Raw genomic sequence first — 23992 nt, 5'->3', positions numbered from 1 at the left:
TGAGGTCTGAATGCCGCTGAAATCAAGCAATGAGCTGGGCGAACGCCGTCTCATGTGGTGATCTTGATGGTGTCCAGCCCCGCCTCGACGAGGCTCGCGGTGCCGTTGTCGGCGGCCTCGACGAGAATGCGGACCGATTGGCCCGCGTACGCGGAGACGTCGGCAGTCTGCGTCTGCCAGGCGCCCGCGCGGTCGGTGGCCGCGCCTTTCTGGTCCAGGACGGTCGTCGACCCGTTCGGCCCGACCAGCTGCACCCGCAGGTAGTCATCGGTGCCGCTGTTGTTGAGGTGGGCAAGGAACCACGAGAACGACAGGCCCTGCGCCGTCGCGGGCAGCGCGATCGGGGCGGACTGGATGCTGGTCGTGCCGCCGTCGAGGTCGTTGGTCCCCGCGTCGGAGCCGGCCGAGGCGCCGGTCACCAGCGTGTTGTTGCCGCCCGCCGCGGCCAGTTGCAGGCTCGTCCCGCTGTAGGAGGTCGCCTGCGGGGTGGCCCGCTCGAAGCCGCCGGCGGTGGCGGTGTCGGTGCCGTTCGGGTTCGCCGTCCAGCCCTGGTCGGACTCGAGGTCGTCGGAGAAGACGGTGTCGCCGCCCGGCTCCTGCCCGGCGGTGCCCGCCAGCGTCCAGATGGTGTAGGCGATCGCGTCGGAGTTGCGGTCCAGCGCGGTGTCGTTGATGTTGGACGAGGTGTCGCAGCGCGCGTGGTAGCAGCGGTCGTAGGCCTGGCCGGCCTGCCCGCCCCACTTCTGCGCCTGCGCGGAGGACTTGATCCCCTCGGCGCCGGTGAACATGCCGCCGGCGGGGATGCCGACGTCGATGAAGGGCCCGTAGTCGGAGCGCCCGTCGAAGTCGGTGTCCTCGACCTGCACCTTGATCGAGGTGAAGTAGTCGCGCAGCACCTTCTCGATCTGCGCGGAGCCCGCCGGGCCCGCCGGGCCGCTGGAGCCGTCGCCGTCGTAGGCGAGGTAGGCGGGGTTCGGGGAGCCGATCATGTCGAAGTTCAGGTATCCCTTGATCTTCGTCCGCTCGGCGGCGCCCAGGGTGTCGACGTAGTGCGACGAGCCGATCAGCCCGAGCTCCTCGGCGCCCCACCAGCCGAACCGCAGGTGCTGCTTCGGCTGGTACTTCTCGCGGGCGACCGCGAGCGCGACCTCCAGGTTCCCGGCCGAGCCGGACCCGTTGTCGTTGATGCCCGGCCCGGCGGTCACGCTGTCGAGGTGCGCGCCGGTCATCAGGACGCTGTTGGCGTCGCCGCCGGGCCAGTCGGCGATGAGGTTGTAGCCGGTGGCGCCGTTGTAGCTGAACGACTGCACCTTGGTCTGGTAGCCGGCGGCGTCCAGCTTGCCCTTCACGTAGTCGATCGAGGCCTTGAAGCCGGCGCGCCCGTGCGCCCGGTTGCCGCCGTTGGCGGTGGCGATGGACTGGAGCTGTGAGAGGTGCGCCTTGACGTTCGCGAGCGGGATGTCGGGCGCGGCGGCCTTCGCGGCTGGGGCCGCGGGCGTGGCCGGGGCCGCGGACGCGGCGCCGGGCAGGAAGCTGGACAGCGCGAGGACGGCCGTCCCGACGGCCACCGTGATGCGGGGTCTCATGAGTTCCTCCGGGAGGTCGCACGTCTGCTGGGGCAGGGTGCGGCTAGGTAGGGGTGCGGCCCGTGACGGGGAGAGCGGGCCCCGTCACGGGCCGCGAGAGGGAACGGTCAGGCGCCGGTGGTCACCGCGCGGGGCTCCGTGCGCCACATGGACGCGCCCCTGGCGACGGCCGTCGGCTCGCGTGAGCCGTCAGGCGCTCCGACTGGGACCTCAAAGGTCATCCACGACCCTTGGCCGGGCACGCGGCCTCACCGCTCTGCGCCGGGACGCTCACGGCGGCCCAGGCGGCCTTCACCGCGGTGCACTCGGCCGCCGAGCTCGGGAACAGCTCGACCGCGGCGGCGATCGTCGCGGTACGCGCACGCGCGTGGGTCCACGCCGACACCTTCTTGTTGAGGCCGCCCATGAAGATCTGGCCGGCCTTCTTGATGCCGATGCCCGCGACCGTGGAGTTGTTGCAGGTCGGGCTCTTCGGGCTGCCGTTCGTCGGCGACGAACCCTCGGCCAGCAGGTAGAACCAGTGGTTCTGCGGGCCGGCTGCCTTGTGCACCTCGGTGTTCGGGATCGAGGACGAGTAGCAGTTCGGGTCGCCCTTGGCGCTCGGGTCGTACATGTTGCGGATCGGGCCCTGACCGACCAGGTCGATCTCCTCGCCCACCAGGTAGTCCGGCGGGTCCAGGTTCGCGGGCTCGTTCAGGTAGTGCTCGACCAGCGCGCCGAAGATGTCGCCGGCCGACTCGTTCATGCCGCCCTTCTCGTTGCCGCCGCTGTCGCCACCGGGGGTGTTGGTGAAGACCGCGTGGCCGTTCTCGTGGCCGACGACGTCGAGGGAGGTGGCCTGCTTGTTGTTGGCCTGGTTGTGGCCGAAGTTGGTGTAGCTGCCGTTCCAGAACGCGTTGACCTGGTTGAGGCCGACGCGCGACGGGAACCCACGGCCGTTGCCGTTGGTGCCGTTACGGCCCAGCCACTCCTTCAGCATGTCCCACTCTTTTTGCACCGCGTACAGGGTGTCGACGCAGGCGGTCTCCAGGTTGGTGCCGCTGCCGTCGCCCCACGCGCTGTCGGTGCCGGTGAACGCGGAACCGTTCTGGCCGCCGCACTGGTGGCCGGGCCGCGTCGAGTCGGTCATCGACGTCGCGGCGGTGGCCACGTCGACCGTGCCGTGGAAGTGGCTCTTGTCGTCGGCGGCCTTGGCGTCCCGGACCTCGTCCCAGGTCTGGACGACCTTGCCGGTCTTGGCGTCGACGAGGACGTGCAGCTTCGTCTCGGCCTGCTTCTGGTGACCGCTGACGACCGTCTCGTAGACCAGGCGTCCGGAGCCTTCGGCCAGGACCATGAGGCGGGTGGTGGCCGTGTCGACCTTGCCGACCTTGGCGCGCGACGTCTTGGCCGCCTGCGCCGCGGTGATGGTGGCCTTGGTGCCCACCTTGAGCTCCTTGGTCTGGTTGACCGAGGTGCTCAGCACGCTGCCACCGGAGTTGGTGGTCACGACGAAGTCGCCGCCGTGGACGGGCAGGCCGTCATAGGTGCGCTGGTACTCGACGTACTGCAGGCCACGGAGGCCGGACGTGATGTTGGTGCGGTAGATCTTGTCCTTGGGAGCTGCGTGGAACGTCGCCGGCTGGGCGGCGACCATGCGGTCGGCCGAGGAGGCGGCGAGGGTGCGGGCTTCCGGTCCGGCCGGAGCCGCTGGCGCGGTGCGGGTCGCACCTGTGGCGGGGGCGGACATCGCCACGGCGAAGCCGACGGCCATGACGGCCGCCGCCCCGATCGCGGTCTGGTGTCTCACAGGGGTGCTCCTTCCACGGGCCCGGACAGGGCAGGGCGAATGGAGGTCCTGGGGGGAGCGCTCCGCGACACCCTTGTCTGGCCGGGCGAGGACTGGGGGTACTCATCCGGATGAGCTGTCCCGAAGTGCACCCCGCTGTGTGAAAGGTGTCAATGAATCCATTTGGTTCTGGATTTTCAATATTTACGAACTGGTTGATGGAAGTTCGGGAAACGTCTGCCTGGACAGCGGGGACGGCCCGGACCGATCCACGGCCCGGACCGTCCCGGCAGCGGAACCTTCAGTTCGTTCGACGCGTTGAAATCCCGCTGCGCACCGGCCTCACGGGGCGCGGCGATCCCGCCCGCCCGCCCGCCCCCGCGGACCCCGCGGACCCCGCGCCGGGGGGACGTCAGGGGGCGATGCGGCGGCAGAGCCAGGCGAGGGCGAGCGGGTAGCGGTAGTCGATGCCGCCGTGCCCCGCCTCGAACAGCTCGAACCGGATCACGTCCTCGGCCACCCCGACGTCCAGCAGCGCCTGCCGGAACGCCTGCGCCCCCACGTCCAGGAACCACTCGTCGCGCGTGCCGCCGTCGATCCAGATCGCCCGCTGCGACCGCATCGCCTCGGCGTGGCCCGGCACCATCCGCACCGGGTCCCACGCCAGCCAGCGCTCCCACACGTCCTGGCGCATGACCCCGGTGACCGGGTCGAACGGCAGATCCGGCGTGCCGTCCTCGCGCGCGGAGTAGCAGACGGCCATGCCGAGGACGTTGAGCAACTCCATGTCCTCGGGCTTGGTGAAGGACGTCCGGCTGTGGAAGTCGTCCCACCACCGCCAGATGTCGCCGCCGTACCTGCGCAGGTGCCGGACGCACTTCGGGAACTCGGGCAGGTAGCAGTACTCGAACAGCGCGTCGCCCGCGTGCGTCGCGAGCGCCCCGAACAGGTCCGGACGCAGCATCGGCGTGATCATCGCGCCGTAGCCGCCGCTGGACTTGCCGCTGATCGCCCGGTGCTCCGGCGCGTCCAACGTCCGGTAGTGCCCGTCCACCCACGGGACGAGTTCGTCGCAGATATAGGAGTGGTAGCGGCCCGTGCCCGGGGAGTCGACGTACTGGCTGCCGCCGTGCGCCGTCCAGGCGTCCACGAACACCACCAGCGCGGGCGGCGCCTCACCGGAGGCGAACACCGCGTCCGCGGTCTCGGTGAACGGCTGGCGGTACGGCATCCGGTTCCGCCAGATCCCGACATGCCCGGTGAAGCCGGTGATCACGTACACGGTGGGGTAGCGGCGGCCGGGATCGTCGTCGTAGCCCGGCGGCACGTAGACCAGCAGCGGGCGCTCATGCGGGTCCTTCAGCGGGTTGTCGCGCAGCAGCTCGCTGCTGACGATGTGCTCTTCCAGGCGTCCGGCGAGCTCGGCGGACCACGGCAGCATGCGCACTCCCTCATCAGAAGTTCGATGATCACCTTGACGCTAACCCAGCCCGTCACGGGGCGCCATGGCGAGCCACTACCCCTGGTCGCGCCCATTTCCCCGGAGCTTCGTCGGGTTTTGCCACTATCCCGGCAGCAAGGTGATCACTACCTTGGCCGATATGAGACCGCGCTGGACCGCCACCGCCCTGGCCGTCGCCTGCACCGCCGCGCTCGTCCCGGTGGGGGCCGCCCAAGCGTCCCCGTCCTCTCCGTCCACCGCGGCGGGAGGCGGGCACAAGGTCCGGTGCGTGTTCACCCCCACGCCCGACAACCCGCCCGCGAAGCGGGTGCACCCGCCCCGCTCCAAGGCCCGCGCCCACGGGAAGGTCGACGTCGTCCTCGTCACCAACTTCGGCGACGTCCGCATCCGGATGGACCGGGGGAACGCGCCGTGCGCGGTGCACAACTTCGTCAGCCTGACCCGGCAGCGGTTCTACAACCGCACCCGGTGCTGGCGGCTGACCAACTCACCCCGGCTCGGCGTCCTCCAGTGCGGCGACATCTACGCGGCGGAGAAGGGCGGCCCCGGCTACAAGTTCGACGACGAGCTCACCGGCAAGGAGACCTACCCGCGCGGGACGGTCGCCATGGGCAACTGGGGTCCGGACACCAACGGCAGCCAGTTCTTCCTGGTCCACTCCCGCGCGAACATCCCGCCCGCCTACACCGTCCTGGGTGAGGTCACCCGGGGCCTGCCGGTCCTCGACCGGATTGTGGCGGGCGGCATCATCCCCGGCGAGAACGGCCCCGAGGACGGCGAGCCTGCCCGGCCCGTCAAGATTCACCGCGTCTACGCACGCGGCTGACCAGGGGGTTCTTCGCACCGTCCCCATGGACGGGGAGGACGATGTCACAAAGGACCGTCCTGTCCTGTCCACCTAGAGGATGGAAGGAGAACCATGACCGACAACGCCAAGCGCCTTCGCGAGCTCCACAAGCCCGGTGACCCGCTGCTCCTGCCGAACGTCTGGGACGCGGGGAGTGCCAAGATCGTTCAGGAGGCCGGCTTCCCCGCCCTGGCCACCGCCAGCGCGGCCGTCGCCGCGATGCTCGGATACGCCGACCACGAGGGGGCGCCCGCCGAGGAGATGTTCGCCGCCGCGGGCCGCGTCATCCGCGTCGCGACCGTCCCGGTCACCGTGGACGCCGAGGCCGGGTACGGCCTCCAGCCCGCCGAACTCGTCGAGCGGCTCCTCGCGATCGGTGCCGCGGGCTGCAACCTGGAGGACACCTACGCGGGCGAGCTCGCCGCCCCCGAGACGCAGGCCGAGTTCATCGCCGCCGTCCGCGACGCGGCCGGCGACGCGTTGGTGATCAACGCCCGCGCCGACACCTTCGTCGCCCGAACCGCCGAGCCGGTGGACGGCGCGATCGCCCGGGGCCGCCTCTACCTGGAGGCGGGCGCCGACTGCATCTACCCGATCATGGCTCCCTTCGAGGCCGTCCCGGCCCTGGTGAAGGGAATCCCGGGACCGGTCAACGCGAACAACGGCCCCGACTCGACGCTCGCGGACCTCGCCGCCGCCGGCGTGGCCCGCGTCTCCTACGGACCGATGCCGTACCTGCGAGCCCTGGACGCGCTCAAGGAGTTCGCCGGCCGGGTGCTGGAGAAGGAGAACCCGTACGGCTAGTTGTTGCGTTGCCAGGTTCGGGGGCGACGGGCGGCTGCGTGGACGGCGGTGACCTGTTCGGGGGTGAGGACACGTCCGCGTCTGCGCAGCCAGCGCCGTAGCGCCTTGACGTCCTGGAGCACGGCGACGTCCGTGGGGCCGCCGCCGCGGACGGTCCAGCTCGTGGCCCCCACGAAGACGATGACCGGCCTCACCGGCACATGGTGCCCGCACGCGATGGCCAGGAGGTCCCGCGCCCGCTGGGCCTCGTGCCGCGAGTTGCGCAGGTGGTCGACCTTGACCCCGCTGACCATCATGGCGTTCTCGGCCACCCACACCTTTCCCCGCGTGGTCTTGGTGTTGACCGTGACCACTCCGAAGGGGCCGATGAGCACGTGGTCGATGTCCGCGCCGTTGCGTCCGACGGGGACGGCGTGCAGCACGTGCCACCCCTGCCTGCGCGCCCACTTCTCGATCTTGCGTCCGATGAACCGCTCGCCCTTCGCCCCCACGGCGAAGTCCCGCGCCTCGGTCCGCACGCCGAAGAGCGCCTTCGTCCGCGTCCGCCAGCTCCGTAATTCGATCGCACGGGCGCGTGCGGCGGCTCCCGGCCGGTTGAGGCCGAGGTCGATCTCCGGCGCGACCGGGTCAGTGGGGAAGGCGGTGGGAGGCGGTTCGGGGGGCTTCCTATCGTCCACGGGCGGAGCCTCTCTGTATGCTGTTACGCAAGGTGATCAAGTGACCGCACGCTGTTCTTGTGTCCTGATTCACGCGAGTTCCGGCCAGTTCACGGTAGAGCGCGGAGCACCGGACGGGCGGGGTCTCTGAGAGATCATCAACGGATGAGGTGCCTTCGGTGACACGCGTGGTGACAGGCGGTGCCGGCTTCGTGGGCCTGCACCTGGTGCGGGAGCAGCTCTTTCAGGGGCGGCACGTCACGGTGCTCTCGCATGTCCGCGGCGGGCGGGACCGGATCGAGGGGTTCCTCGCCGCGACCGGCGAACTCGACCAGCTTCCGGTGCCGCTCAAGAAGTCGCTGACCGTACTTCCGGTCGACCTTGAGCAGCCGATGCTCGGGATGTCCCGGATCGACTACCGCAGGCTCGCCGCGACCACGGCGGAGATCTGGCATGTCGCGGGCGCCGTCGATCTGCACGGCAAGGACGCGCACGTGTGGCGGACGAACGTCCACGGCACCGAGAACCTCCTGCGGCTGGCGAGCCTCTCCCCAGGCGGGACGCCGCTTCGCCATATCAGCACCGCGTTCGTCGCCGGGACGCGGCAGGGACACGTTCGCGAGGACGACGGTGAGCCGACCGAGGCGTTCGAGAACGCCTACGAGCACGCGAAGCACGAGGCGGAGGCCCTGGTCCGCGACTGGGCCGATCGCGAGGGCAGACGCGCCCTGATCTTCCGGCCCGGCCTGCTCGTCCCGCCCGGCCCGCGTACCGTCCCGGACCTTCCCGCGCACGCCCTGAGCACGCTGTACGAGGCGACGCGGCAGCTGGCCGGGACCGATGGCCGGACGGAGTTGAGGGTCGCCGCAGACCCGCGGGCCCAACTGAACCTCCTGCCCGTCGACTGGGCCGCGCGCGCGATGGAGCACCTCGCGTCCAATGATGAGGTCACGGGGGTGTCGGTCGTTCACGTGGTGCATTCCGGCAATGTGCCGGTACGGGTGATCGCCGCGGCATTGGAGGACGTGTGTTCGGTGCGGATCCGGATGACGCCGGCGATGCCCGCCGAACCCACGATTCTCGAACGAGACTTCCATCGCCAGATAGCGGGGTTCCTGCCCTACTTCCGTCATCGGCGGCATTTTGACGACACGGCTTTGCGGGAGCGTGTCACCGCGCTCGTTCCGCCGCCGAACATCGACCGGCCCTACTTGCGTTTCTGCTTCGGCGCCCCGGTCACCGCCCCCCGCACGACCGAGGCTTAACCGGCTACCGCTACCGGCCACCGCTGATTGACCTGCGGCTCGCCGGGTGATCGGGGTGGTCGTCGGGGTCCAGCTCATGCCGTCGGTGTTCCGGCAACCTCAGCTGGTCCGCTGCCCTGCTTTCGCCGCTCTGCCGTTGGCGGACGCGCAGGACTCGATCGACTGCTTGGTGTATTCGAGGAGTCGATGAAGCTCGTCCGGGTCGTCGAACAGCGTGTTCGGCGGGAGCGGGGTCTCACGGACGTACTCGATCGACTCGATCACGTAGGCGCCCCCTGGAGGCGGTCTGTCGGATCGGTCGTTCGGCACGGGTGCCGTCCCCTCTCTACTCCAGCCGGTGTTGTCCAGTGTGGGCAGCATCGTTCTCCCTCCGCAAGAGCAGTCGTCTGTAGGACCACGAGCGGACGACAAGTTGGGCAGCTATTGACAGTACGTTGACCAGGGCGATGACAAACAGCAAACCCCACCAGGACGGCAGGTGCATGCCGAATACGTCAGGTTGTACGGACGGGATGGGCTTGTCGGGTCGTTTGGTCACAAGAAACAGGCTTCCCGCCACCAGCGCGGCAATCGCGCTGCAGAACAGGGAGCAGCGGGCGGCCAGCGAGGACCGCAGGACGGCCTCCCCGTCGGCGTTGAACCCGAACCAGGACGCGGCGACCGCGGGCAGCGCCAGCAGCAGCGGCGGGATGTCGCTGTCGTTGGCGATCCCGGTCGCCTCGGCGTGCCCGATCGCACCGATGAGCAGACAGGTGACCGCGGCGGTGATCGTGGCGCTGGCCAGCGTGCCCGGCGGTGTCTCCCCGAAGGACGCCGACAGGACGAGGTTCTCCCCGCGGACCGCGGCGAAGCCCCGCATGTACAGGTGCGCGTACGACTGGCCGCGCTTGCCGCGCATCTCGAAGTAGGGCCGTCCCCAACCGGACTGGAACCGCTTGTGGTGTACCGGACATGTCCGGCCTGGGGGCAGGACCACTCCGGCGCGCGTCAGGTGGGTGCCGCAGGTGGGGCAGCGCAGCGTCTGCTCCATCAGGTACTGGGTGCCGGGGCCGTCGATCTGGAGGTGGTACGACTTGGAATTGTGCGCCAGCGCGGTGGCGACGCCCACCTTCAGTGGACGGAGCCCGAGCGCGAGGCGGAGCCGTCCCCGGGGATTGGCGATCGAGAGGGACGGGATCAGCGTCCGCTTGTAGGAGATCACGGCCCGGCCGTGGTCCTGGTGCGGTAGCACCGCGATGACGGGATATGCCTGGCTGAGCATCTGCACGAATTCCCGAAGCCAGGTCACCCGTTCGGTTCCGGCGTTTCCCGGCAGTCCCAGCAGCGCGAACGCCTCGGTGATCACCTTGTCGACGTCCGCGCGGTTACTGAAACCATAGATCAGTTCCAACAGCAGGGCCTCGGCCTGCCAGGATTTCTCCAGCTCGCGCTGCGTCCGCGGGGACTGGTCGTCCTCCCGCCGGGGCGCCGTGCAGGTGATCACCAGGAAATGCAGGGTCACCGCCATGAGTTCGGCGGTCTCCTCGAAGGACAGCACGGTGATCGTCTGTCCCTGGGAATCGGTGATCGCGAGATTGTCGATCAATTCGGGTTTGCGTACCAGCAGGGCCGGGACGTAGATCTCACCGGCGCCGTTGTCTCGTTCCTGGCCGCCGGCCGGGGGAGTGGGGAGCTGGAACTCGATAGTGACCTGCTGGCTGATGACCCGCCCCTGGAGGGAGACGGACTCGACCGTCCGCGTCCGGAAGTGCGCCGGATCGATGATCATTCTGACCAGCGAGGGCACCGACCCCAGGTTGTCCTTGCGTAGCGCCGCCCGCTGCTTCTCGAACAGTCCGGGCAGGTCGGCCTTGCCGTCATGGCCGCCGCGCTGCTCCGGTGGCGATCCCACGGCCGCCCTCTTGTGCCGCAGATTCAGCAGGAAGAGATAGAGAATGTAGATCGCCACCCCGACGGCGATTCCGATCCGCCACCCCGGCCCGTTCCAGGAAAGGCCCGCTGTCAACAGGCCGCAGGCCAGGAGTAACAGTGCGGCAGGCCAGGCCATCGCCCATGCCGTCCGCTTGTCCAGCCCCCGCGTGATCAATACGCCTCTCTCCGGGCGGCGGTACCCCGCGATCGAAGGATCAAAGGACTCCGGCGCCCTTTGAATCACGATGTCGGACAACTCATGTAGGGATGACGGCTTTCCAGCGGTCCAGGTTCACCGGAGAGAATCTCGAACGGATATCGGCGGCTGCTCAGCGCACCAGTAAACCGTGCAAAACACCTTATTTAGGGGTGGGTTCCTCGTGGCGTGCCGGTTCCGGGCTGCCCGCCTCCGGCTCCCAGCCGTGCGTCTCCAGCGCCCGTAGGAACGCCTCGACCATGACCGGGTCGAACTGGGTCCCCGCGCAGCGGCGCAGCTCCCGCTTCGCGTCACCGATCGAGCGCGGCTTCTGGTAGGGGCGCGCGGACGTCATGACGTCGAAGGCGTCGGCCACCCCGATCACCCGGGCGAACTCGGGGATCTCGTCGCCGACGAGGCCCATCGGGTAGCCGCGGCCGTTCATCTTCTCGTGGTGGTGCAGGATCCCCGAGAGCGCCTCGTCCAGGAACCCGATGTCCCGGACGATCTCCAGCCCGCGCATCGGGTGCAGCTGGACCTCGGCGAACTCCTCGTCGGTCAGCTTCCCGTCCTTGCGCAGGATCCGGGTGGGAACGCCGATCTTGCCGATGTCGTGCAGCATCCCGGCGTAGCGGATGGCCTCCACCCGTTCAGGGCGCATCCCGATCTGCCGGGCGATCATCACCGCGCCGCGCGAGACCCGGTCGGAGTGCCCGCGGGTGTTGACGTCCTTGGTCTCCACGGCCTGGCACAGCGCCGCCAGCGTCGCGTCGTAGGCGCGGCGCTGGCCGAACGCCTGCTCCAGCGCCCACCGCGCGACGTACAGCGGCAGCATCACCAGGACCGCGACGAACGGCCCGAGGTCGTCCCACAGACCCGCGATCAGCAGCCCGAACATGCCGTAGCCGACGCACACCCCGGCGAGCTCGCCGCTCTCACGCGAGAGTTCACCGGGGGCGGCCTGCCCGGCCAGCAGCAGCACCCCGGCCATGAGCGCCAGGTTGACCAGCACGAACGTGACGAGCGCCAGCGTGAAGGGCCCGATGACACCCGCGACCCAGTGGACCTGCCAGGGGCGGACCCGGTCACCGTGCGACAGGCCGAAGACGACCCCGGCCGCATAGCCGCTCACCGCGAACTGCGCGCCGTTGAACACCCGCTTCACCGGCGCGATGCCCCGCTGGACGGTGGCCACGGCGCTGGAGCCCACCAGCGCGGCGCCGACCGGGCCGAGCAGCACCACCGACGCCAGGCACACCGCGAAACTCAGCGACACCCGCGCGCCGTCGACGTGCAGGCGGGCCGGCAGGGAGTCGCAGACCAGGAACAGCACGATCAGCGCCACCAGGACGCCCGGATCGACCCCGTCGAAGGACGAGGCGGCGACGAGGCCACCGGCCAAGGCGACGACGAGACAGATGTAGAGCCATGCAGCGCGGGGGAGTCCAGGCATGCCCGATCCAGGTGAGTCGGCCCGACGGACGCGCTGAGCGTCCGTTCCATTACCGACAGTACTCCAGCCGATGGCCCCCGGCAGGCCGAACGGTCGCCTCTGCCACCTGGGGTTTCCGGTGGAGCGCGGTGGGCACGTCCCAAACCGTCGCGACGAACCGCATGGGGAACGGGGGAGGTTCTCGCAGATGACCGAGGGATGGTACGGGTCCGGGGGCATGGACCCGTTCGAGGAGATGCTCGCCCGCTTCTTCGGCGCCGGGGCGCACCGGCGGCCGGTGGAGCGGATCGGCATCGCGCGGTTGATGAGCGAGCCCGCACGCGAGCTGGTCCGGGACGCGGCGGCGCAGGCGGCGCGATGGGGCAGTGTCGATCTTGACGCCGACCACCTGCTGTGGGCGGCGACCCGGCAGCAGCGGACGCGGCAGTGGCTGGAGCGGGCGGGCGCCGACCCCGACGCCATCGCCCGCGAGATCGAGGCGACCGCCCGCCGGGGCGAACCGAGGGACGTGCCGCCCGAGCTGACCCCCGCGGCGAAGCGCGCGCTGCTGGACTCGCACCAGATCTCGCGCGCCCTCGGCTCGTCCTACATCGGGCCCGAGCATCTGCTGTTCGCGCTGGCGCTCGACCGGGGGTCCAGCGCGGGCCGGATCCTGGACGCGGCGCACGTCACCCCGGACACGCTCCAGTCCGCGGCGGGTGGCGGCGGCCAGCCGCCCGGCGGGACGGGAGGGGCGGGCGGCGGCCCGTCGTCCAGCACGCCCACGCTGGACGAGTTCGGCCGCGACCTGACCGAACTCGCCCGGGAGGGGCGGATCGACCCGGTGATCGGCCGCGAGGCCGAGATCGAGGAGACCATCGAGGTGCTGTCGCGGCGCACCAAGAACAACCCGGTGCTGATCGGCGACCCGGGGGTGGGCAAGACGGCCATCGCCGAGGGGCTCGCGCAGCGGATCGTGGACGACGAGGTGCCGGAGACGCTGCGCGGCAAGCGGATCGTCCAGCTCGACCTGAGCGGGGTCGTCGCCGGGACCCGCTACCGGGGAGATTTCGAGGAGCGGCTGAAGAAGGTCGTGGACGAGATCCGCGAGAACGCCGACGGGCTGGTGGTGTTCATCGACGAGATCCACACGCTGGTGGGCGCCGGCGCCGCCGAGGGCGCGATGACCGCCGGGAACATGCTGAAGCCCGCGCTGGCCCGCGGTGAACTCCATGTGGTCGGCGCGACCACCATCGACGAGTACCGCCGCAACATCGAGAAGGACGCCGCGCTGGAGCGCCGGTTCCAGCCGATCCTGGTGCCCGAGCCGAACACCGAGGACAGCGTCGAGATCCTGCGGGGGCTCCGCGACCGTTACGAGGCGCACCACCAGGTGCGGTTCACCGACGAGGCGCTTGTCGCGGCGGTGGACCTGTCCAGCCGCTACCTCACCGACCGGTTCCTGCCGGACAAGGCGATCGACCTGATCGACCAGGCGGGTGCCCGCGTCCGGCTGCGGTCGGGCGCCCGGGACGGCAGCCGCCGCGAGAAGGAGGAGCGGCTCGACCAGCGGCGCCGGGAGAAGGACCAGGCCGTCGCCGACGAGGACTACGAGCGCGCGACGGAGCTGCGCGACGAGATCGGCCGCCTGGAGATCGACCTGGACGCGGCGCGCGACGAGGGCGCACCCTCGGCGGTGCCCGAGGTGACGCCCGCCGACATCGCCGAGGTCGTCTCCCGGATCTCCGGGGTCCCGGTCACGCAGCTGACCCAGGCCGAACGGGAGCGGCTGCGCGAGCTGGAAGAGCACCTGCACCAGCATGTGGTCGGGCAGGAGGACGCGGTGGCGGCGGTCGCGCGGGCGGTCCGCCGGTCCCGCGCGGGCATGGGCGACCCGGACCGTCCGATCGGCGGGTTCCTGTTCCTCGGCCCGACCGGTGTCGGCAAGACCGAGCTGGCCAAGGCCCTCGCGGAGGCGCTGTTCGGCAGCCGCGACCGCATGATCCGGTTCGACATGAGCGAGTTCCAGGAGCGGCACACGGTGAGCCGCCTGATGGGCGCGCCGCCCGGATATGTCGGCTACGGCGAGGCCGGCCAGCTCACCGAGGCGGTGCGACGGCGTCCCTACGCGGTGATCCTGCTGGACGAGATCGAGAAGGCGCACCAGGACGTCTTCAACGTCCTGCTCCAACTGCTCGACGACGGCCGCCTGACCGACGCGCAGGGCCGCACCGTCGACTTCCGCAACACGGTGGTCATCATGACCAGCAATCTCGGCTCCGACCTGATCACCGGGCAGGTCGGGATGGGCTTCGGCGCGGAGGGGACCGGCGACGCCGGGCCGGACGCCGCGCTCCGCGACCGGATCATGCGCCGGCTGCGCGAGTCGTTCCGTCCCGAGTTCCTCAACCGGATCGACGAGATCATCGTGTTCCGGCGCCTAGAGGAGGGCCAGCTCCGCCAGATCACCGACCTGCTGCTGGACGAGACGCGCCGCCGCCTGCGCGCCCAGGAGGTCACCGTCGCCTTCACGACCGAGGCCGTGGACCTGCTGGCGCGGCGCGGCTACCAGCCCGAGTTCGGCGCCCGCCCGCTGCGCCGCACGATCCAGCGCGAGGTGGACGACCGCCTCTCGGACCTGCTGCTGTCGGGCGAACTGGAGGGCGGCTCGCACGTGGACGTCACCGCCGCAGGCGACACCCTGGAGTTCCACGTCTCCGCGAACGCGGGAGCAGGGGGCGCTGGGCTCACGACCGGTTGAGGACGAGCCGCGATCCGACCCGGTTCCTTTGATCCGTCGGGGCCGGGTTTCACGTGCAAGGGGTATGGGAGTCCTTCTTCGTGTTCTCGTGGCCGCGGGGCTCGCGGCCGACGCCTTCGTGCATTGGCGTTTCGCACCCGACATGGCCCCCGGGCCCAACGCCGCCAGCGGCACCATTCCCGGCGATGACCTTTTCCGCGCGCAGGCGCTCCTCGCCGTCGTGGCGGGGCTGCTCGTCCTGGTCTGGGCGCGCCGGTGGACGTACGCGGTGGCGTTCCTCGTCGCGGCGAGCGCCGTCGGCGCCCTCGTCCTCTACTACTCCGTCGACGTCGGACGGCTGGGGCCGATCCCGGCCATGTACGACCCGCACTGGTACGGCGACAAGACCATCAGCCTCATCGGGGAGGGGCTCGCCACGCTGGCCGCGCTGGTCGGCTTCTTCACGGTCCGGACCGCGGATCGGGCGCCGGCCCACACCGGTCCCGCCCTGTCCCGCTGACCTATCGGGGGAGCGTGTGTGCCACGGGGGCGGGGTCCGAGACGGTGAGGTCCTCGCCGTCCCGGACCCCCATGCGCCGCACGAACGGGGTGAGTAGGAGCGTGACGGCCAGGTTGACCAGGACCGCGAGGACGCCCGCGTAGACGGTCAGGTCCGTGGGGACGCCGAGGTGGCTCAGCGCGAACTGGGCGTTGCCCCAGTGGTGGTGGAGGACGCGGCCGGTCGCCGCCTCGACGGACGGCGTGACGTACAGCATCCAGAGGCCGCAGGCCATCCCGGCCGCCCACCCGGCGATCAGCGCCCAGCGGTGCAGCACGCGGGTGTAGAGGCCGAGGACGACGGAGGGCAGCGTCTGGAGGACGATGACGCCGCCGATCAGCTGGAGGTCGATGGAGAACTGCGGGTCCAGCAGGATGATCACGGCGACGGCGCCCGCCTTGACCGTCAGGGACGTGACGCGGGCGGCACGGGCTTCGGCGGCGGGGGAGGCGTCGCGGCGCAGGTACTCCTTGTAGATGTTGCGGGTGAACAGGTTCGCCGCGGCGATCGACATGATGGCCGCCGGGACGAGGGCACTGACGCCGATGGCGGTGAAGGCGATCCCCGCGAACCAGTCCGGGAACATCTTGTCGTACAGCAGCGGGACGACGGTGTTCGGGTCGGGGCGTCCGCCGGAGGTCATCGGCTGGACGCCGGCGGCTATCGCCATGTAGCCGAGGAGTGCGAGCAGCCCGAGGAGCAGGGAGTACGCGGGGAGCGCGGCGGTGGTGCGGCGTACCGCGCCGCGGTCGCGGGCCGCCAGGACCCCGGTGACCGAGTGCGGGTAGAGGAACAGGGCGGCGGCGGAGCCGAGGGCGAGCGTCGAGTAGCCGAGCCCGGCCGAGGGGCCCAGCAGGGTGCCGTCGGCGGCGCCGGGCGTCCCGGCGTACTTGCGGTCGGCGGCGGCGAAGACGGTGTCCCAGCCGCCGAGCCGGATCGGGACGTAGATCACCGCGGCGAGCACCACCACGAAGATCAGGACGTCCTTGACGAAGGCGATCAGCGCGGGCGCCCGGAGCCCGGACCGGTAGGTGTAGGCGGCGAGGACGGCGAACGCGATGATGATCGGCCACTCGCCGTGGAGGCCCGTGGCCTTCAGGACGGCCTGGATGCCCACGAGCTGGAGGGCGATGTAGGGCATCGTCGCGACGATGCCGGTGAGGGCCACGAGCAGGGCCAGGGTGCTGGAGCCGTGCCGCGCCCGGACGAAGTCGGCGGTGGTGACGTGCCCGTGCCGGCGCGCGACCGTCCAGAGCCGGGGCAGCACGAGCAGCACCAGCGGGTAGACGATGATCGAGTACGGCAGCGGGAAGAACCCGACCGCGCCGGTCGCGAACAGCAGCGCGGGCACGGACACGAACGTGTAGGCGGTGTAGAAGTCACCGCCGATGAGGAACCAGGACAGCCAGGACCCGAAGTCGCGCCCGCCGAGCCCCCATTCGTCCAGATGCTCGGGGTCCCCGGCGCGCCGCCACCGGGACGCGGCGAAACCCAGCACGGTGACCAGGGTGAAGGCGACGATGAGGATCGTCAGTTCGGTCCATTTCATCGCTCGTCCCTCGTGGCGCGGTAGACCAGGACGAGCAGCGCGACCGTGATCGGCACCCAGGCGAGCTGGTACCAGTAGAAGAACGGGACGGAGAACAGCTCCGGCGACCGGTGATCGTAGAACGCCGGGACGAGCAGGCCGATCGGCGGTAGCAAAAGCAAGGACTTCATAGGGCTGGGGCATTCCCGTACCGGGCCGCCGTGCACCCGGATTTCGTCGTCGTGGTGATGAACCGGGAACGCCGAATTTGGCCGTCACGCTACATCGGCACAGAGCCGTGCGGTTGACGATGGTGTTCTGGGAGATGCCTTTCGCGGACGGACGGAATTGACGATGAACGGCGCTGAAAGCCTGATGAGGACGGCCGCCGCGGCGGACGCGGACGTGTGCTTCGCCAACCTGGGGACGAGCGAGGTGCCGCTCGCCGGCGCGCTCGACCGGGTGCCCGCCATCAGGCCGGTGCTCGGGCCGCACGAGGCGGTCTGCACCGGCGCCGCCGACGGCTACGGGCGGATGGCGGGCAGGCCGGCGCTGGCCGTGCTGCACCTCGGGCCGGGCCTGGCGAACGGGCTGGCGTACCTGCACAACGCGCGCCGGGCGGGCACCCCCGCGGTGGTCGTCGTCGGCGACCAGGCCACCTGGCACGCGCCCGCGGACCCGCCGCTGACCACCGACATCGCCGCGGTGGCGGCCCCGTTCTTCGCGTCGGTGGCCGTGTGCCGGTCGGCGGAGGGGATGGGCCGGGACATGGCGGGCGCCATCGAGGAGTCGGCCCGGGGCCCGGCGTGCGTCGTCGTCCCGCAGGACCTCGCGCGCGAGGGCATCCAGGGGGCGGGTGCCGAGACCACGCCCGGACGGCGCCGTCCCGTGGACGAGGACCGCGTCGCGGAGGCCGCGGACGCGCTGCGCCGTGCGGGCCCGGCGGTGCTCTTTCTCGGCGGTGGTGCCCTCTCCCGTGCGGGCCTGCTCGCCGCCGACGCGGTGGCCCGCGCCACGGGCTGCCGCCTCGTCCACGAGACGTTCCCCGCCCGGATCGAGCGCGGTGGCGCGCTGCCCGCGCCGGAGCGGCTCCCCCACCCCTACGACCAGGCCGCCGCGATGCTGGAGGGCGCGGCGACGGTGGTCCTCGCGGGCGCGCGTGAGCCGGTCAGCTCGTTCGGCTATGCGGGACGGCCGAGCAGCTTCGTCCCCGCCGGCGCGGACCTGCGGACGCTCGCCGCCGCCCCGCAGGACTCCCTCGACGACGCCGTGGACGCGCTGGAGCGGCTCGCCGACCGGGTCGGCGGGCGGCCCGCGGAGCGGACACGGCCGACGGTGCCGCCCGCCGGTGTGTCGGGGCCGCTGACCCCGGAGACGTTCGCCGCCGCCGTGGCGGCCGCGCAGCCCGCGGACGCGATCGTCGTGGACGAATCGCTCACGTCGGGGTTCGGGTACCACCAGGAGGCGGCGGCGGCTCCCCCGCACACCTGCCTGGTGGCTCCGACGGGCGGCGCCATCGGGCACGGGCTGCCGCTGGCGACGGGGGCGGCCGTCGCCTGCCCCGACCGGCCCGTCCTGCTGATCGAGGGGGACGGCAGCGCCCTGTACACCCTCCAGTCGCTGTGGACGCAGGCCCGCGAGAATCTGGACGTCACCACGGTCGTGTGCGACAACGCCGGGTACGAGATCGTCAGGTGGGAGGTCGGCAAGGCCGAGGGGGTCGGTGCCTCCTCCGACGCGCTGCTGGCCCTGGACCGGCCGGGCCCGGACTGGGTCGGTGTGGCCGAGGGGCTCGGCGTCGCCGCCTCGCGCGCCACCACCGCCGAGGAACTGGACGGGGCGCTGCGGGCCGCGCTGGCCGAGCCCGGCCCGCACCTCGTCCAGGCCAAGATCCAGCGGGCGGGGTCGTAGGACCGACCGCATGCCCGCCCCGAGCCGGGGTAGGGCGAGGTCCTGACGGCCATCGTCGGCACGAGCGTCGACCGCGGAGGGGCGGACCATGCCGAAGCGCCGCACAGTCACCGCGACACGGAGGCCGGAGCCCGGGGAGCCCGGCCGGTCACCGACCGGGTGGCTCCGGCGGGTGACGACGCGCCGCCCGGTACCCTCGCTGGTCGCGGGTGCGGTGTGCGTCGCGCTGTCGTCGGTGTTCATCCCGCTCGCCGCGACCTCGACCGGGACCATCACGTTCTTCCGCGGCCTGCTGTCGATGCCGGTGCTGATCCCGTTGGCGGTCTCCGAGCGCCGCCGCCTCCAGCCGCCGCGCCCCCGCCGGTCCCGGCCGATGGCGCTGCTGGCCGGGGTGCTGCTCGCGGGCGACATCCTGCTGTGGAACGAGGGGATCGCGGCCAGTGGCGCCGGGATCGCGACCGTCATCGTGAACGCGCAGGTCGTGCTCGTCCCGCTGCTGGGCTGGGTCTTCCTGCGGGAACGGCCGGGCCGGATGTTCGCGGCGATCGTCCCGGTGATGCTCGCCGGAGTGGCGCTCGCCGGGGGACTGGTGGGGAGCGGCGCGTCCGGCGAGGACCCCGTGCTGGGCGCGCTCTTCTCCGCAGCGGCGGCGCTGTGCTACGCGGCGTTCCTGTTCCTGCTGCGCCAGGCCGGGGACGCGGACCGGATCATCGTGCCGGTCACGGAGTCGGCGGCCGTGTCCGGGCTGGTCGCCCTGCTGGTCGGGCCGTTCTGGCACGGCCTGGACCTCACGCCGGGCTGGGCGTCGTTCGGGTGGCTGCTGGGCATCGCGCTGACCGGGCAGGTCGCCAGCTACCTGCTCATCGGTGGGGCGCTGCCGAACCTGCCCGCCGAGGTGGGCGCGGCGCTGCTGCTCATCCAGCCGGTCGGGTCGGTGCTGCTCGGCGCGCTCATCCTCGGGGAGCGGCCGGCGCCGCTGCAATTGCTGGGCTGCGCCGTCGTTCTGCTCGCTCTCTATTTGGCGACGGTCACCTCCGGACGGGATGACAAAAGCGGCCGCCCGGAAAAGGATGCGTCACGCCGCTGACGGCATCGTCGTCAGGAGAATGAGATCTGGCCGGCGAATTCAGAATCACATGGCTAGGCGGCCATGGCTCCGCTCGGTGTAATGAACACGCACCCTTGGCTACCCGAATCGGAGGCTTTTCATGAGGGGCGTGACACGGAGGTCCTTTCTTGAAGCCGTCGGCACGACGGGCGGTTCCGGTGCCCTTTTCGGGGTGATGGGAGCGCTGGGGCTCGCGCCGACCGCGGCGGCGAACCCGGCGCCCTTCGAGCCGCCCTCGCCCGGCGACCTCGCGCGTCTGGGCGGGCCCACGCCGCGGGTGGTGGTGCTCGGCGGCGGCGTCACCGGACTGGCCACGGCCCACGAGCTGCGCAAGGCGGGCTACGAGTGCCTCGTCCTGGAGGCCAAGGACCGGCCGGGCGGACGGAACTGGACGGTGCGCGGCGGCACCGCCGAGAAGGAGATCACCGGGTACCGGCAGCGGGCCCGCTTCGCCGAGGGCGAGTACATGAACGCGGGCCCGGCCCGCATCGCGCAGTTCATGGTGACGCTCGACTACTGCCGCGAGCTGGGCATCCCGATCGAGCCGTTCACCATCGACAACTGCGACGCCTGCGTCTACTACGAGGACGCCGGGCCGCTGTCACGGCGCCGGATCGAGAACCGGAAGGTCAAGGCGGACGTGTTCGGGCACGTCTCCGAACTGCTCGCCAAGGCCACCGACCAGGGCGCCCTGGACAAGGAACTGGACCGCGATGACAGGGAACGGCTCCTGGCGTTCCTGGAGGACTTCGGCGCGCTGACCCGCGAGGGCGACCGGCTCGCCTACACCGGGACGAACCGTCGGGGGTACCGGGTGCTGCCGAACACCGGCGATCCGCCCGGCGTGATCGACGGGCCGCCGCCGTCCGTGCACGACGTCCTCGCGAGCGGGATCGGCCGCGACCTGGCGTTCGAGATCGAGTGGCCGTTCCAGATGGTCATGTTCCAGCCGGTGGGCGGCATGGACCGTATCCCCTACGCCCTCGCCCGGCGCATCGGCGCCGACCGGATCCGGTACGGCGCCCAGGTGCTGGAGGTGACCGACCTGCCGTCCGGGGTGGAGGTCCTCTACACCGACGGCGGCGGCCGTGAGCGCCGGGAGCACGCCGACTACTGCGTGGCGACCCTCCCGCCGTACATCATGGCCAGGATCCCGACGAACCTCGGCGCGGACGTGACCGCGGCCCTGGAGCGGCCGTCACGCGTCCCGGTCAGCAAGATCGGGCTGGAGTACCGGCGCCGCTGGTGGGAGGAGGACGAGCGGATCTACGGCGGCCTCACGCACACCGACATGGACATCGGCCAGATCTGGTATCCCTGCCACGGATACCACGGCCGGCGCGGCGTGCTCATCGGCGCCTACACCGAGGGCCCGTCCACCGAGGGGCTGGACGCGATGGCGCCGGCGGACCGGATCAGGCGCGCCGTCGCCCAGGGAGTGAAGATCCACGGCCCTGCGTACGCGCGGGAGCTGGTCTCGGGGTTCGCGGTGAACTGGGACCGCGTCCCGCACATCGAGACCGGCTGGGTCCGGTGGCCGTCCTGGACGGACGGCGCCTACGACCTGCTGAACAGGCCGCATGGGCGGGTGTACTTCGCGGGGGAGTGGCTGACCGGCTTCATCGGCTGGCAGGCCGGGGCGATCGAGTCGGCGCGCCGGGCGGTCACCCAGATCCACTGGCGGACGCTGGTGGCCGGCGGGCCGTGACCCGCCCGGGGCCGGCGGCCACCGGACGGGGCCTGTCGAGCAGGCCATCGTCAGTGGAGCTCAGCCGTCAGTGGAGCTCAGCCGTCAGTGGAGCTCAGCCGTCAGTGGAGCTCAGCCGTCAGTGGAGCTCAGCCGTCAGTGGAGCTCAGGCGTCGGTGGAGCTCAGGCGTAGACGTGATCGAGGCAGACCGCCGGGCCGGACGGCTCGGCGGTCAGGTACGCGGCGGCCTCCGCGCGGTGCCGGTCGGGGCTGCCGAGGAAGACCGCGTCGATCGCCGCGCGCCGGTAGAACAGCTGGGCGTCGTGGTCGTCGGTCATCCCGGCGGCGCCGTGGATCTGGACGGCCTCGGCGGCGGCCCGGCGGGCGACGTCCCCGGCCATCGCGACCGCCTCCAGGCTCGCCATCGCCGCGCCGCCGTGGCCCTCGTCCGCGCGCGACGCGGCGTGGCCGGTCAGCATCCGCGCGGCCTCGACGTCGGTCGCGAGGCCGGCGAGACGGAACGCGAGCGCCTGGAAGCGCCCGATGCTCTGGCCGAACTGGCGCCGGGTGCGGGCGTGCTCGACGGTGAGGTCGAGCGCGGCCTGGGACAGCCCCACGAGGTAGGCGGCGTGCCGGGTCCGCGCCCCGGTGAGAGCGGCGGCCCAGGCCTCCGCCAGCGGGGATCCGCCGATCCACGCCGAGCGCGGGACCGCCTCCACCGTCACGGTGGACAGGTCACCGCAGGCGAGGTCCTCGTGGCGGTCGGCATGCACGCCCGGGTGGTCGGTGGGCAGGAGCGCGCACCGGAGCCCGTCCGGCGCCGTCCCGGCGATCAGCAGGAGGTCGGCTTCGGCCGCGAAGGCGACGTGGCGGCGCACGATCCGGAGGTCCCCGCCATCGAGGGCGGGCAGCGGCGCCGGGCGCGTGAGGGTCCGGTCGCCGCGGTCGCGGGCGGCGACGGCCACGGTCGCGCCCTCGGCGATCGTCCGCGCCTCCGGGTGCCCGCGCAGCAGGTCGAGCGCGAAGAGCGTGTCGGGCAGCGGGCTCTGGTACAGCGCGCGGCCGGTCAGCTCGGCCAGGACCGTGGAGTCGGCCAGGCCGCCGTCCTCGCCGCCGGACGCGGCGGGTACCGCGAGGCGCACGGCGCCGAGCCGCTCCATCGCCCACCAGGTCAGCCGGCGCGCCTCGGCGTCCGCGGGGCACGGGGGAATCCCGGCCGGACGCGTGGACAGGCGCCGGACGGCGGGTGCCAGCTCGTCGCCGAGCAGCGGCGTGAACCGCTCGGCGATCTCCCGTTGCCGCTCGCTCGGTGTGAACCGCACGATTCCTCCTCTGGACAGGGTGAGACGGTGGGACCCCGGGCGCGCTCAGGTGAGCAGGCCCAGGCCGGTGGACGCGATGAGGTACTGCATGATCTCCGACGTCCCGGCGGACAGGGTGTAGCCGGGGGCGTCGCGGTGGCCGCTCTCCAGCACCCCCGCGCACGGGGCGCGCCGGTCGCGGGCGGTCAGCGTCGCGTCCAGCCCGAGCAGGTCGATCCCGGTGTGGGTCAGCTCCTTGAAGAGCTCGGTCGCGTACCACTTGGCCATCGCCGCGTGGACACCGTCGATCCGCCCGTCGCGCAGCTCGGTGATGACCCGCCACGACAGCAGCTCGGCGGCGCGGGCGCGCGCGTGCAGCCGGACGAGCCGCTGCCCGGTGCCCGGCTCGTCCAGCCCGCCCGTCTCGTCCAGCCGGCGGACGATCAGGTCGAGCAGCCGGCGGGCCTTGGCCTGGAACTCAAGGCCGGTCCGCTCGACGGGGATGACCTCGGTGATGACCTGGTAGCCCTCGTCCACCGGGCCGAGCACGTCGTCGCGCGTCAGCCGGACGCCCTCCAGCGTGACGTCGCCGAACGCGTCGTCGGACAGGCTCGGCAGCGGCCGGACGGTGACGCCCGGCGTCCGCAGCGGGACGACGAACAGCGTGATGCCGTACGCGGCCGCCTCGGACTCGCTGGTCCGGGCGGCGCACAGTGCCCAGTCGGCGAACTGCGACTTCAGGCTGTAGACCTTGCGCCCGTACAGGCGCCAGGCGCCGTCGCCGTCCGGTTCGGCGCGGGTGCGCAGCGCGGCGAGGTCCGAGCCGGCGCCGGGCTCGCTGTACAGGACCGACGCCGAGCTCTCGCCGCGGGCGAGCGGCGGCAGCAGCCGGCGCCGCTGCTCCGGCGTGCCGGCCAGCTGGATGATCAGGCCGACGATGTCGACGCTGACGACATGGACGAGATCGGGCACGCCGTGCCGGATCAGCTCCTCGGTGAGGATCGACTTCTCGACGACGCCGCGGCCGAGCCCGCCGTACTCCGCCGGCCAGTTCACCGCGAGCCAGCGGCGCTCGCCGAGCCTGCGGTACACCTCCAGCATCCCCGGTTCGGCGCCGGGCGGCCGGAGCCGAACCTCCTCGGCCTCCGCGCGGACGCCGTCCTCGGAGAGGAGGTCGCAGACCTCCTTGCGGAACGCCTCCTGTTCCGGGGTGAGTGAGTAGTCCACGGG

At 71.6% G+C, this 23992-nt stretch carries 19 protein-coding genes; 8 read left to right on the top strand and 11 right to left on the bottom strand.

Annotation, left to right across the window (positions count from 1 at the left end; genetic code table 11):
- Window positions 1–50 precede the first annotated feature (50 nt).
- The 3 genes from AMA02S_RS19675 to AMA02S_RS19665 form a co-directional block, all read right to left on the bottom strand.
- Window positions 51–1586 (bottom strand): M28 family metallopeptidase, encoded by a 1536-nt coding sequence (locus AMA02S_RS19675; protein WP_067460640.1) that lies wholly within the window; start codon window positions 1584–1586, stop codon window positions 51–53.
- Between the two features lie 217 nt (window positions 1587–1803).
- A complete protein-coding gene (locus tag AMA02S_RS19670) occupies window positions 1804–3375 on the bottom strand; it encodes a M4 family metallopeptidase (RefSeq protein WP_245667653.1) in 1572 nt (523 codons plus the stop codon).
- A 391-nt stretch (window positions 3376–3766) separates the two neighbouring features.
- On the bottom strand, window positions 3767–4795 hold the full coding sequence (locus AMA02S_RS19665; RefSeq protein WP_067460637.1) for an alpha/beta hydrolase-fold protein: 1029 nt from the start codon (window positions 4793–4795) through the stop codon (window positions 3767–3769).
- Window positions 4796–4955: 160 nt separating this feature from the next.
- Here AMA02S_RS19665 and AMA02S_RS19660 point away from each other — a divergent pair, with 160 nt between their 5' ends.
- Both AMA02S_RS19660 and AMA02S_RS19655 read left to right on the top strand, forming a co-directional pair.
- Complete coding sequence (locus AMA02S_RS19660; RefSeq protein WP_067460634.1) at window positions 4956–5642, top strand: peptidylprolyl isomerase; 687 nt, start codon at window positions 4956–4958, stop codon at window positions 5640–5642.
- 93 nt (window positions 5643–5735) lie between these two features.
- Window positions 5736–6467 (top strand): isocitrate lyase/PEP mutase family protein, encoded by a 732-nt coding sequence (locus AMA02S_RS19655; protein ID WP_067460631.1) that lies wholly within the window; start codon window positions 5736–5738, stop codon window positions 6465–6467.
- Here the strand turns inward: AMA02S_RS19655 and AMA02S_RS19650 are convergent.
- Window positions 6464–7144, bottom strand: coding sequence for a nuclease-related domain-containing protein (locus AMA02S_RS19650; RefSeq protein ID WP_084265330.1), 681 nt, complete (start codon window positions 7142–7144; stop codon window positions 6464–6466). The two genes, AMA02S_RS19655 and AMA02S_RS19650, sit on opposite strands and share 4 nt — an antisense overlap.
- A gap of 158 nt (window positions 7145–7302) precedes the next feature.
- On the opposite strand from AMA02S_RS19650, the gene AMA02S_RS19645 reads away from it, so the two are divergent.
- On the top strand, window positions 7303–8388 hold the full coding sequence (locus tag AMA02S_RS19645; RefSeq protein ID WP_067460627.1) for an SDR family oxidoreductase: 1086 nt from the start codon (window positions 7303–7305) through the stop codon (window positions 8386–8388).
- Window positions 8389–8487: 99 nt separating this feature from the next.
- On the opposite strand, the gene AMA02S_RS43570 is transcribed toward AMA02S_RS19645, so the two are convergent.
- The 3 genes from AMA02S_RS43570 to AMA02S_RS19635 all read right to left on the bottom strand — a co-directional run bounded on the left by AMA02S_RS43570 (window position 8488) and on the right by AMA02S_RS19635 (window position 11948).
- Entirely contained in the window at window positions 8488–8748 is a 261-nt protein-coding gene (locus AMA02S_RS43570) for a hypothetical protein (protein ID WP_218005034.1), read from the bottom strand.
- The gene (locus AMA02S_RS19640) at window positions 8714–10474 is read right to left on the bottom strand and encodes a hypothetical protein (protein ID WP_067460624.1); all 1761 of its coding nucleotides are present in this window, start codon (window positions 10472–10474) and stop codon (window positions 8714–8716) included. Before AMA02S_RS19640 ends, AMA02S_RS43570 begins: the two co-directional genes overlap by 35 nt.
- 184 nt (window positions 10475–10658) lie before the next feature.
- Window positions 10659–11948 (bottom strand): HD-GYP domain-containing protein, encoded by a 1290-nt coding sequence (locus tag AMA02S_RS19635; RefSeq protein WP_067460621.1) that lies wholly within the window; start codon window positions 11946–11948, stop codon window positions 10659–10661.
- A 187-nt stretch (window positions 11949–12135) separates the two neighbouring features.
- On the opposite strand from AMA02S_RS19635, the gene AMA02S_RS19630 reads away from it, so the two are divergent.
- Window positions 12136–14688: an ATP-dependent Clp protease ATP-binding subunit gene (locus AMA02S_RS19630; RefSeq protein WP_067460617.1), complete on the top strand. Its 2553-nt coding sequence runs from the start codon at window positions 12136–12138 to the stop codon at window positions 14686–14688.
- A gap of 64 nt (window positions 14689–14752) precedes the next feature.
- A complete protein-coding gene (locus tag AMA02S_RS19625; protein WP_067460614.1) occupies window positions 14753–15187 on the top strand; it encodes a hypothetical protein in 435 nt (144 codons plus the stop codon).
- Window position 15188: 1 nt separating this feature from the next.
- On the opposite strand, the gene mctP is transcribed toward AMA02S_RS19625, so the two are convergent.
- Both mctP and AMA02S_RS40480 read right to left on the bottom strand, forming a co-directional pair.
- A complete protein-coding gene (gene mctP, locus AMA02S_RS19620; RefSeq protein WP_067460611.1) occupies window positions 15189–16775 on the bottom strand; it encodes a monocarboxylate uptake permease MctP in 1587 nt (528 codons plus the stop codon).
- On the bottom strand, window positions 16772–16945 hold the full coding sequence (locus AMA02S_RS40480; RefSeq protein WP_084265327.1) for a DUF3311 domain-containing protein: 174 nt from the start codon (window positions 16943–16945) through the stop codon (window positions 16772–16774). The genes mctP and AMA02S_RS40480 overlap by 4 nt, the downstream gene beginning before the upstream one ends.
- 163 nt (window positions 16946–17108) lie before the next feature.
- Between AMA02S_RS40480 and AMA02S_RS19615 the strand changes: the two genes are divergently transcribed.
- From AMA02S_RS19615 to AMA02S_RS19605, 3 genes are all read left to right on the top strand, one after another.
- Complete coding sequence (locus tag AMA02S_RS19615; protein WP_157430705.1) at window positions 17109–18665, top strand: acetolactate synthase large subunit; 1557 nt, start codon at window positions 17109–17111, stop codon at window positions 18663–18665.
- Window positions 18666–18753: 88 nt separating this feature from the next.
- Window positions 18754–19752, top strand: coding sequence for a DMT family transporter (locus AMA02S_RS19610; RefSeq protein WP_084265326.1), 999 nt, complete (start codon window positions 18754–18756; stop codon window positions 19750–19752).
- Between the two features lie 121 nt (window positions 19753–19873).
- Entirely contained in the window at window positions 19874–21481 is a 1608-nt protein-coding gene (locus tag AMA02S_RS19605) for a flavin monoamine oxidase family protein (RefSeq protein WP_067460605.1), read from the top strand.
- Between the two features lie 162 nt (window positions 21482–21643).
- On the opposite strand, the gene AMA02S_RS19600 is transcribed toward AMA02S_RS19605, so the two are convergent.
- Together AMA02S_RS19600 and AMA02S_RS19595 are read right to left on the bottom strand one after the other, a co-directional pair.
- The gene (locus tag AMA02S_RS19600) at window positions 21644–22783 is read right to left on the bottom strand and encodes an acyl-CoA dehydrogenase family protein (RefSeq protein WP_067460602.1); all 1140 of its coding nucleotides are present in this window, start codon (window positions 22781–22783) and stop codon (window positions 21644–21646) included.
- A 45-nt stretch (window positions 22784–22828) separates the two neighbouring features.
- Window positions 22829–23989: an acyl-CoA dehydrogenase family protein gene (locus AMA02S_RS19595; RefSeq protein ID WP_067460599.1), complete on the bottom strand. Its 1161-nt coding sequence runs from the start codon at window positions 23987–23989 to the stop codon at window positions 22829–22831.
- Between the last annotated feature and the right edge of the window lie 3 nt (window positions 23990–23992).

Origin of the sequence: Actinomadura macra NBRC 14102 (assembly GCF_001552215.1) — a bacterium.
Lineage (GTDB): Bacteria > Actinomycetota > Actinomycetes > Streptosporangiales > Streptosporangiaceae > Spirillospora > Spirillospora macra.
Note: the sequence above shows the minus strand (reverse complement) of the source record. Positions and strands in the feature narration are given on the sequence as shown.

Bases quoted from the DNA above. Each gene is read 5' to 3' on its own strand.
- AMA02S_RS19675 (WP_067460640.1), bottom strand. From the start codon at position 1,586: ATGAGACCCCGCATCACGGTGGCCGTCGGGACGGCCGTCCTCGCGCTG.
- AMA02S_RS19665 (WP_067460637.1), bottom strand. From the start codon at position 4,795: ATGCTGCCGTGGTCCGCCGAGCTCGCCGGACGCCTGGAAGAGCACATC.
- AMA02S_RS19660 (WP_067460634.1), top strand. From the start codon at position 4,956: ATGAGACCGCGCTGGACCGCCACCGCCCTGGCCGTCGCCTGCACCGCC.
- AMA02S_RS19655 (WP_067460631.1), top strand. From the start codon at position 5,736: ATGACCGACAACGCCAAGCGCCTTCGCGAGCTCCACAAGCCCGGTGAC.
- AMA02S_RS43570 (WP_218005034.1), bottom strand. From the start codon at position 8,748: ATGCTGCCCACACTGGACAACACCGGCTGGAGTAGAGAGGGGACGGCA.
- AMA02S_RS19635 (WP_067460621.1), bottom strand. From the start codon at position 11,948: ATGCCTGGACTCCCCCGCGCTGCATGGCTCTACATCTGTCTCGTCGTC.
- AMA02S_RS19630 (WP_067460617.1), top strand. From the start codon at position 12,136: ATGACCGAGGGATGGTACGGGTCCGGGGGCATGGACCCGTTCGAGGAG.
- AMA02S_RS19625 (WP_067460614.1), top strand. From the start codon at position 14,753: ATGGGAGTCCTTCTTCGTGTTCTCGTGGCCGCGGGGCTCGCGGCCGAC.
- mctP (WP_067460611.1), bottom strand. From the start codon at position 16,775: ATGAAATGGACCGAACTGACGATCCTCATCGTCGCCTTCACCCTGGTC.
- AMA02S_RS40480 (WP_084265327.1), bottom strand. From the start codon at position 16,945: ATGAAGTCCTTGCTTTTGCTACCGCCGATCGGCCTGCTCGTCCCGGCG.
- AMA02S_RS19615 (WP_157430705.1), top strand. From the start codon at position 17,109: ATGAACGGCGCTGAAAGCCTGATGAGGACGGCCGCCGCGGCGGACGCG.
- AMA02S_RS19610 (WP_084265326.1), top strand. From the start codon at position 18,754: ATGCCGAAGCGCCGCACAGTCACCGCGACACGGAGGCCGGAGCCCGGG.
- AMA02S_RS19605 (WP_067460605.1), top strand. From the start codon at position 19,874: ATGAGGGGCGTGACACGGAGGTCCTTTCTTGAAGCCGTCGGCACGACG.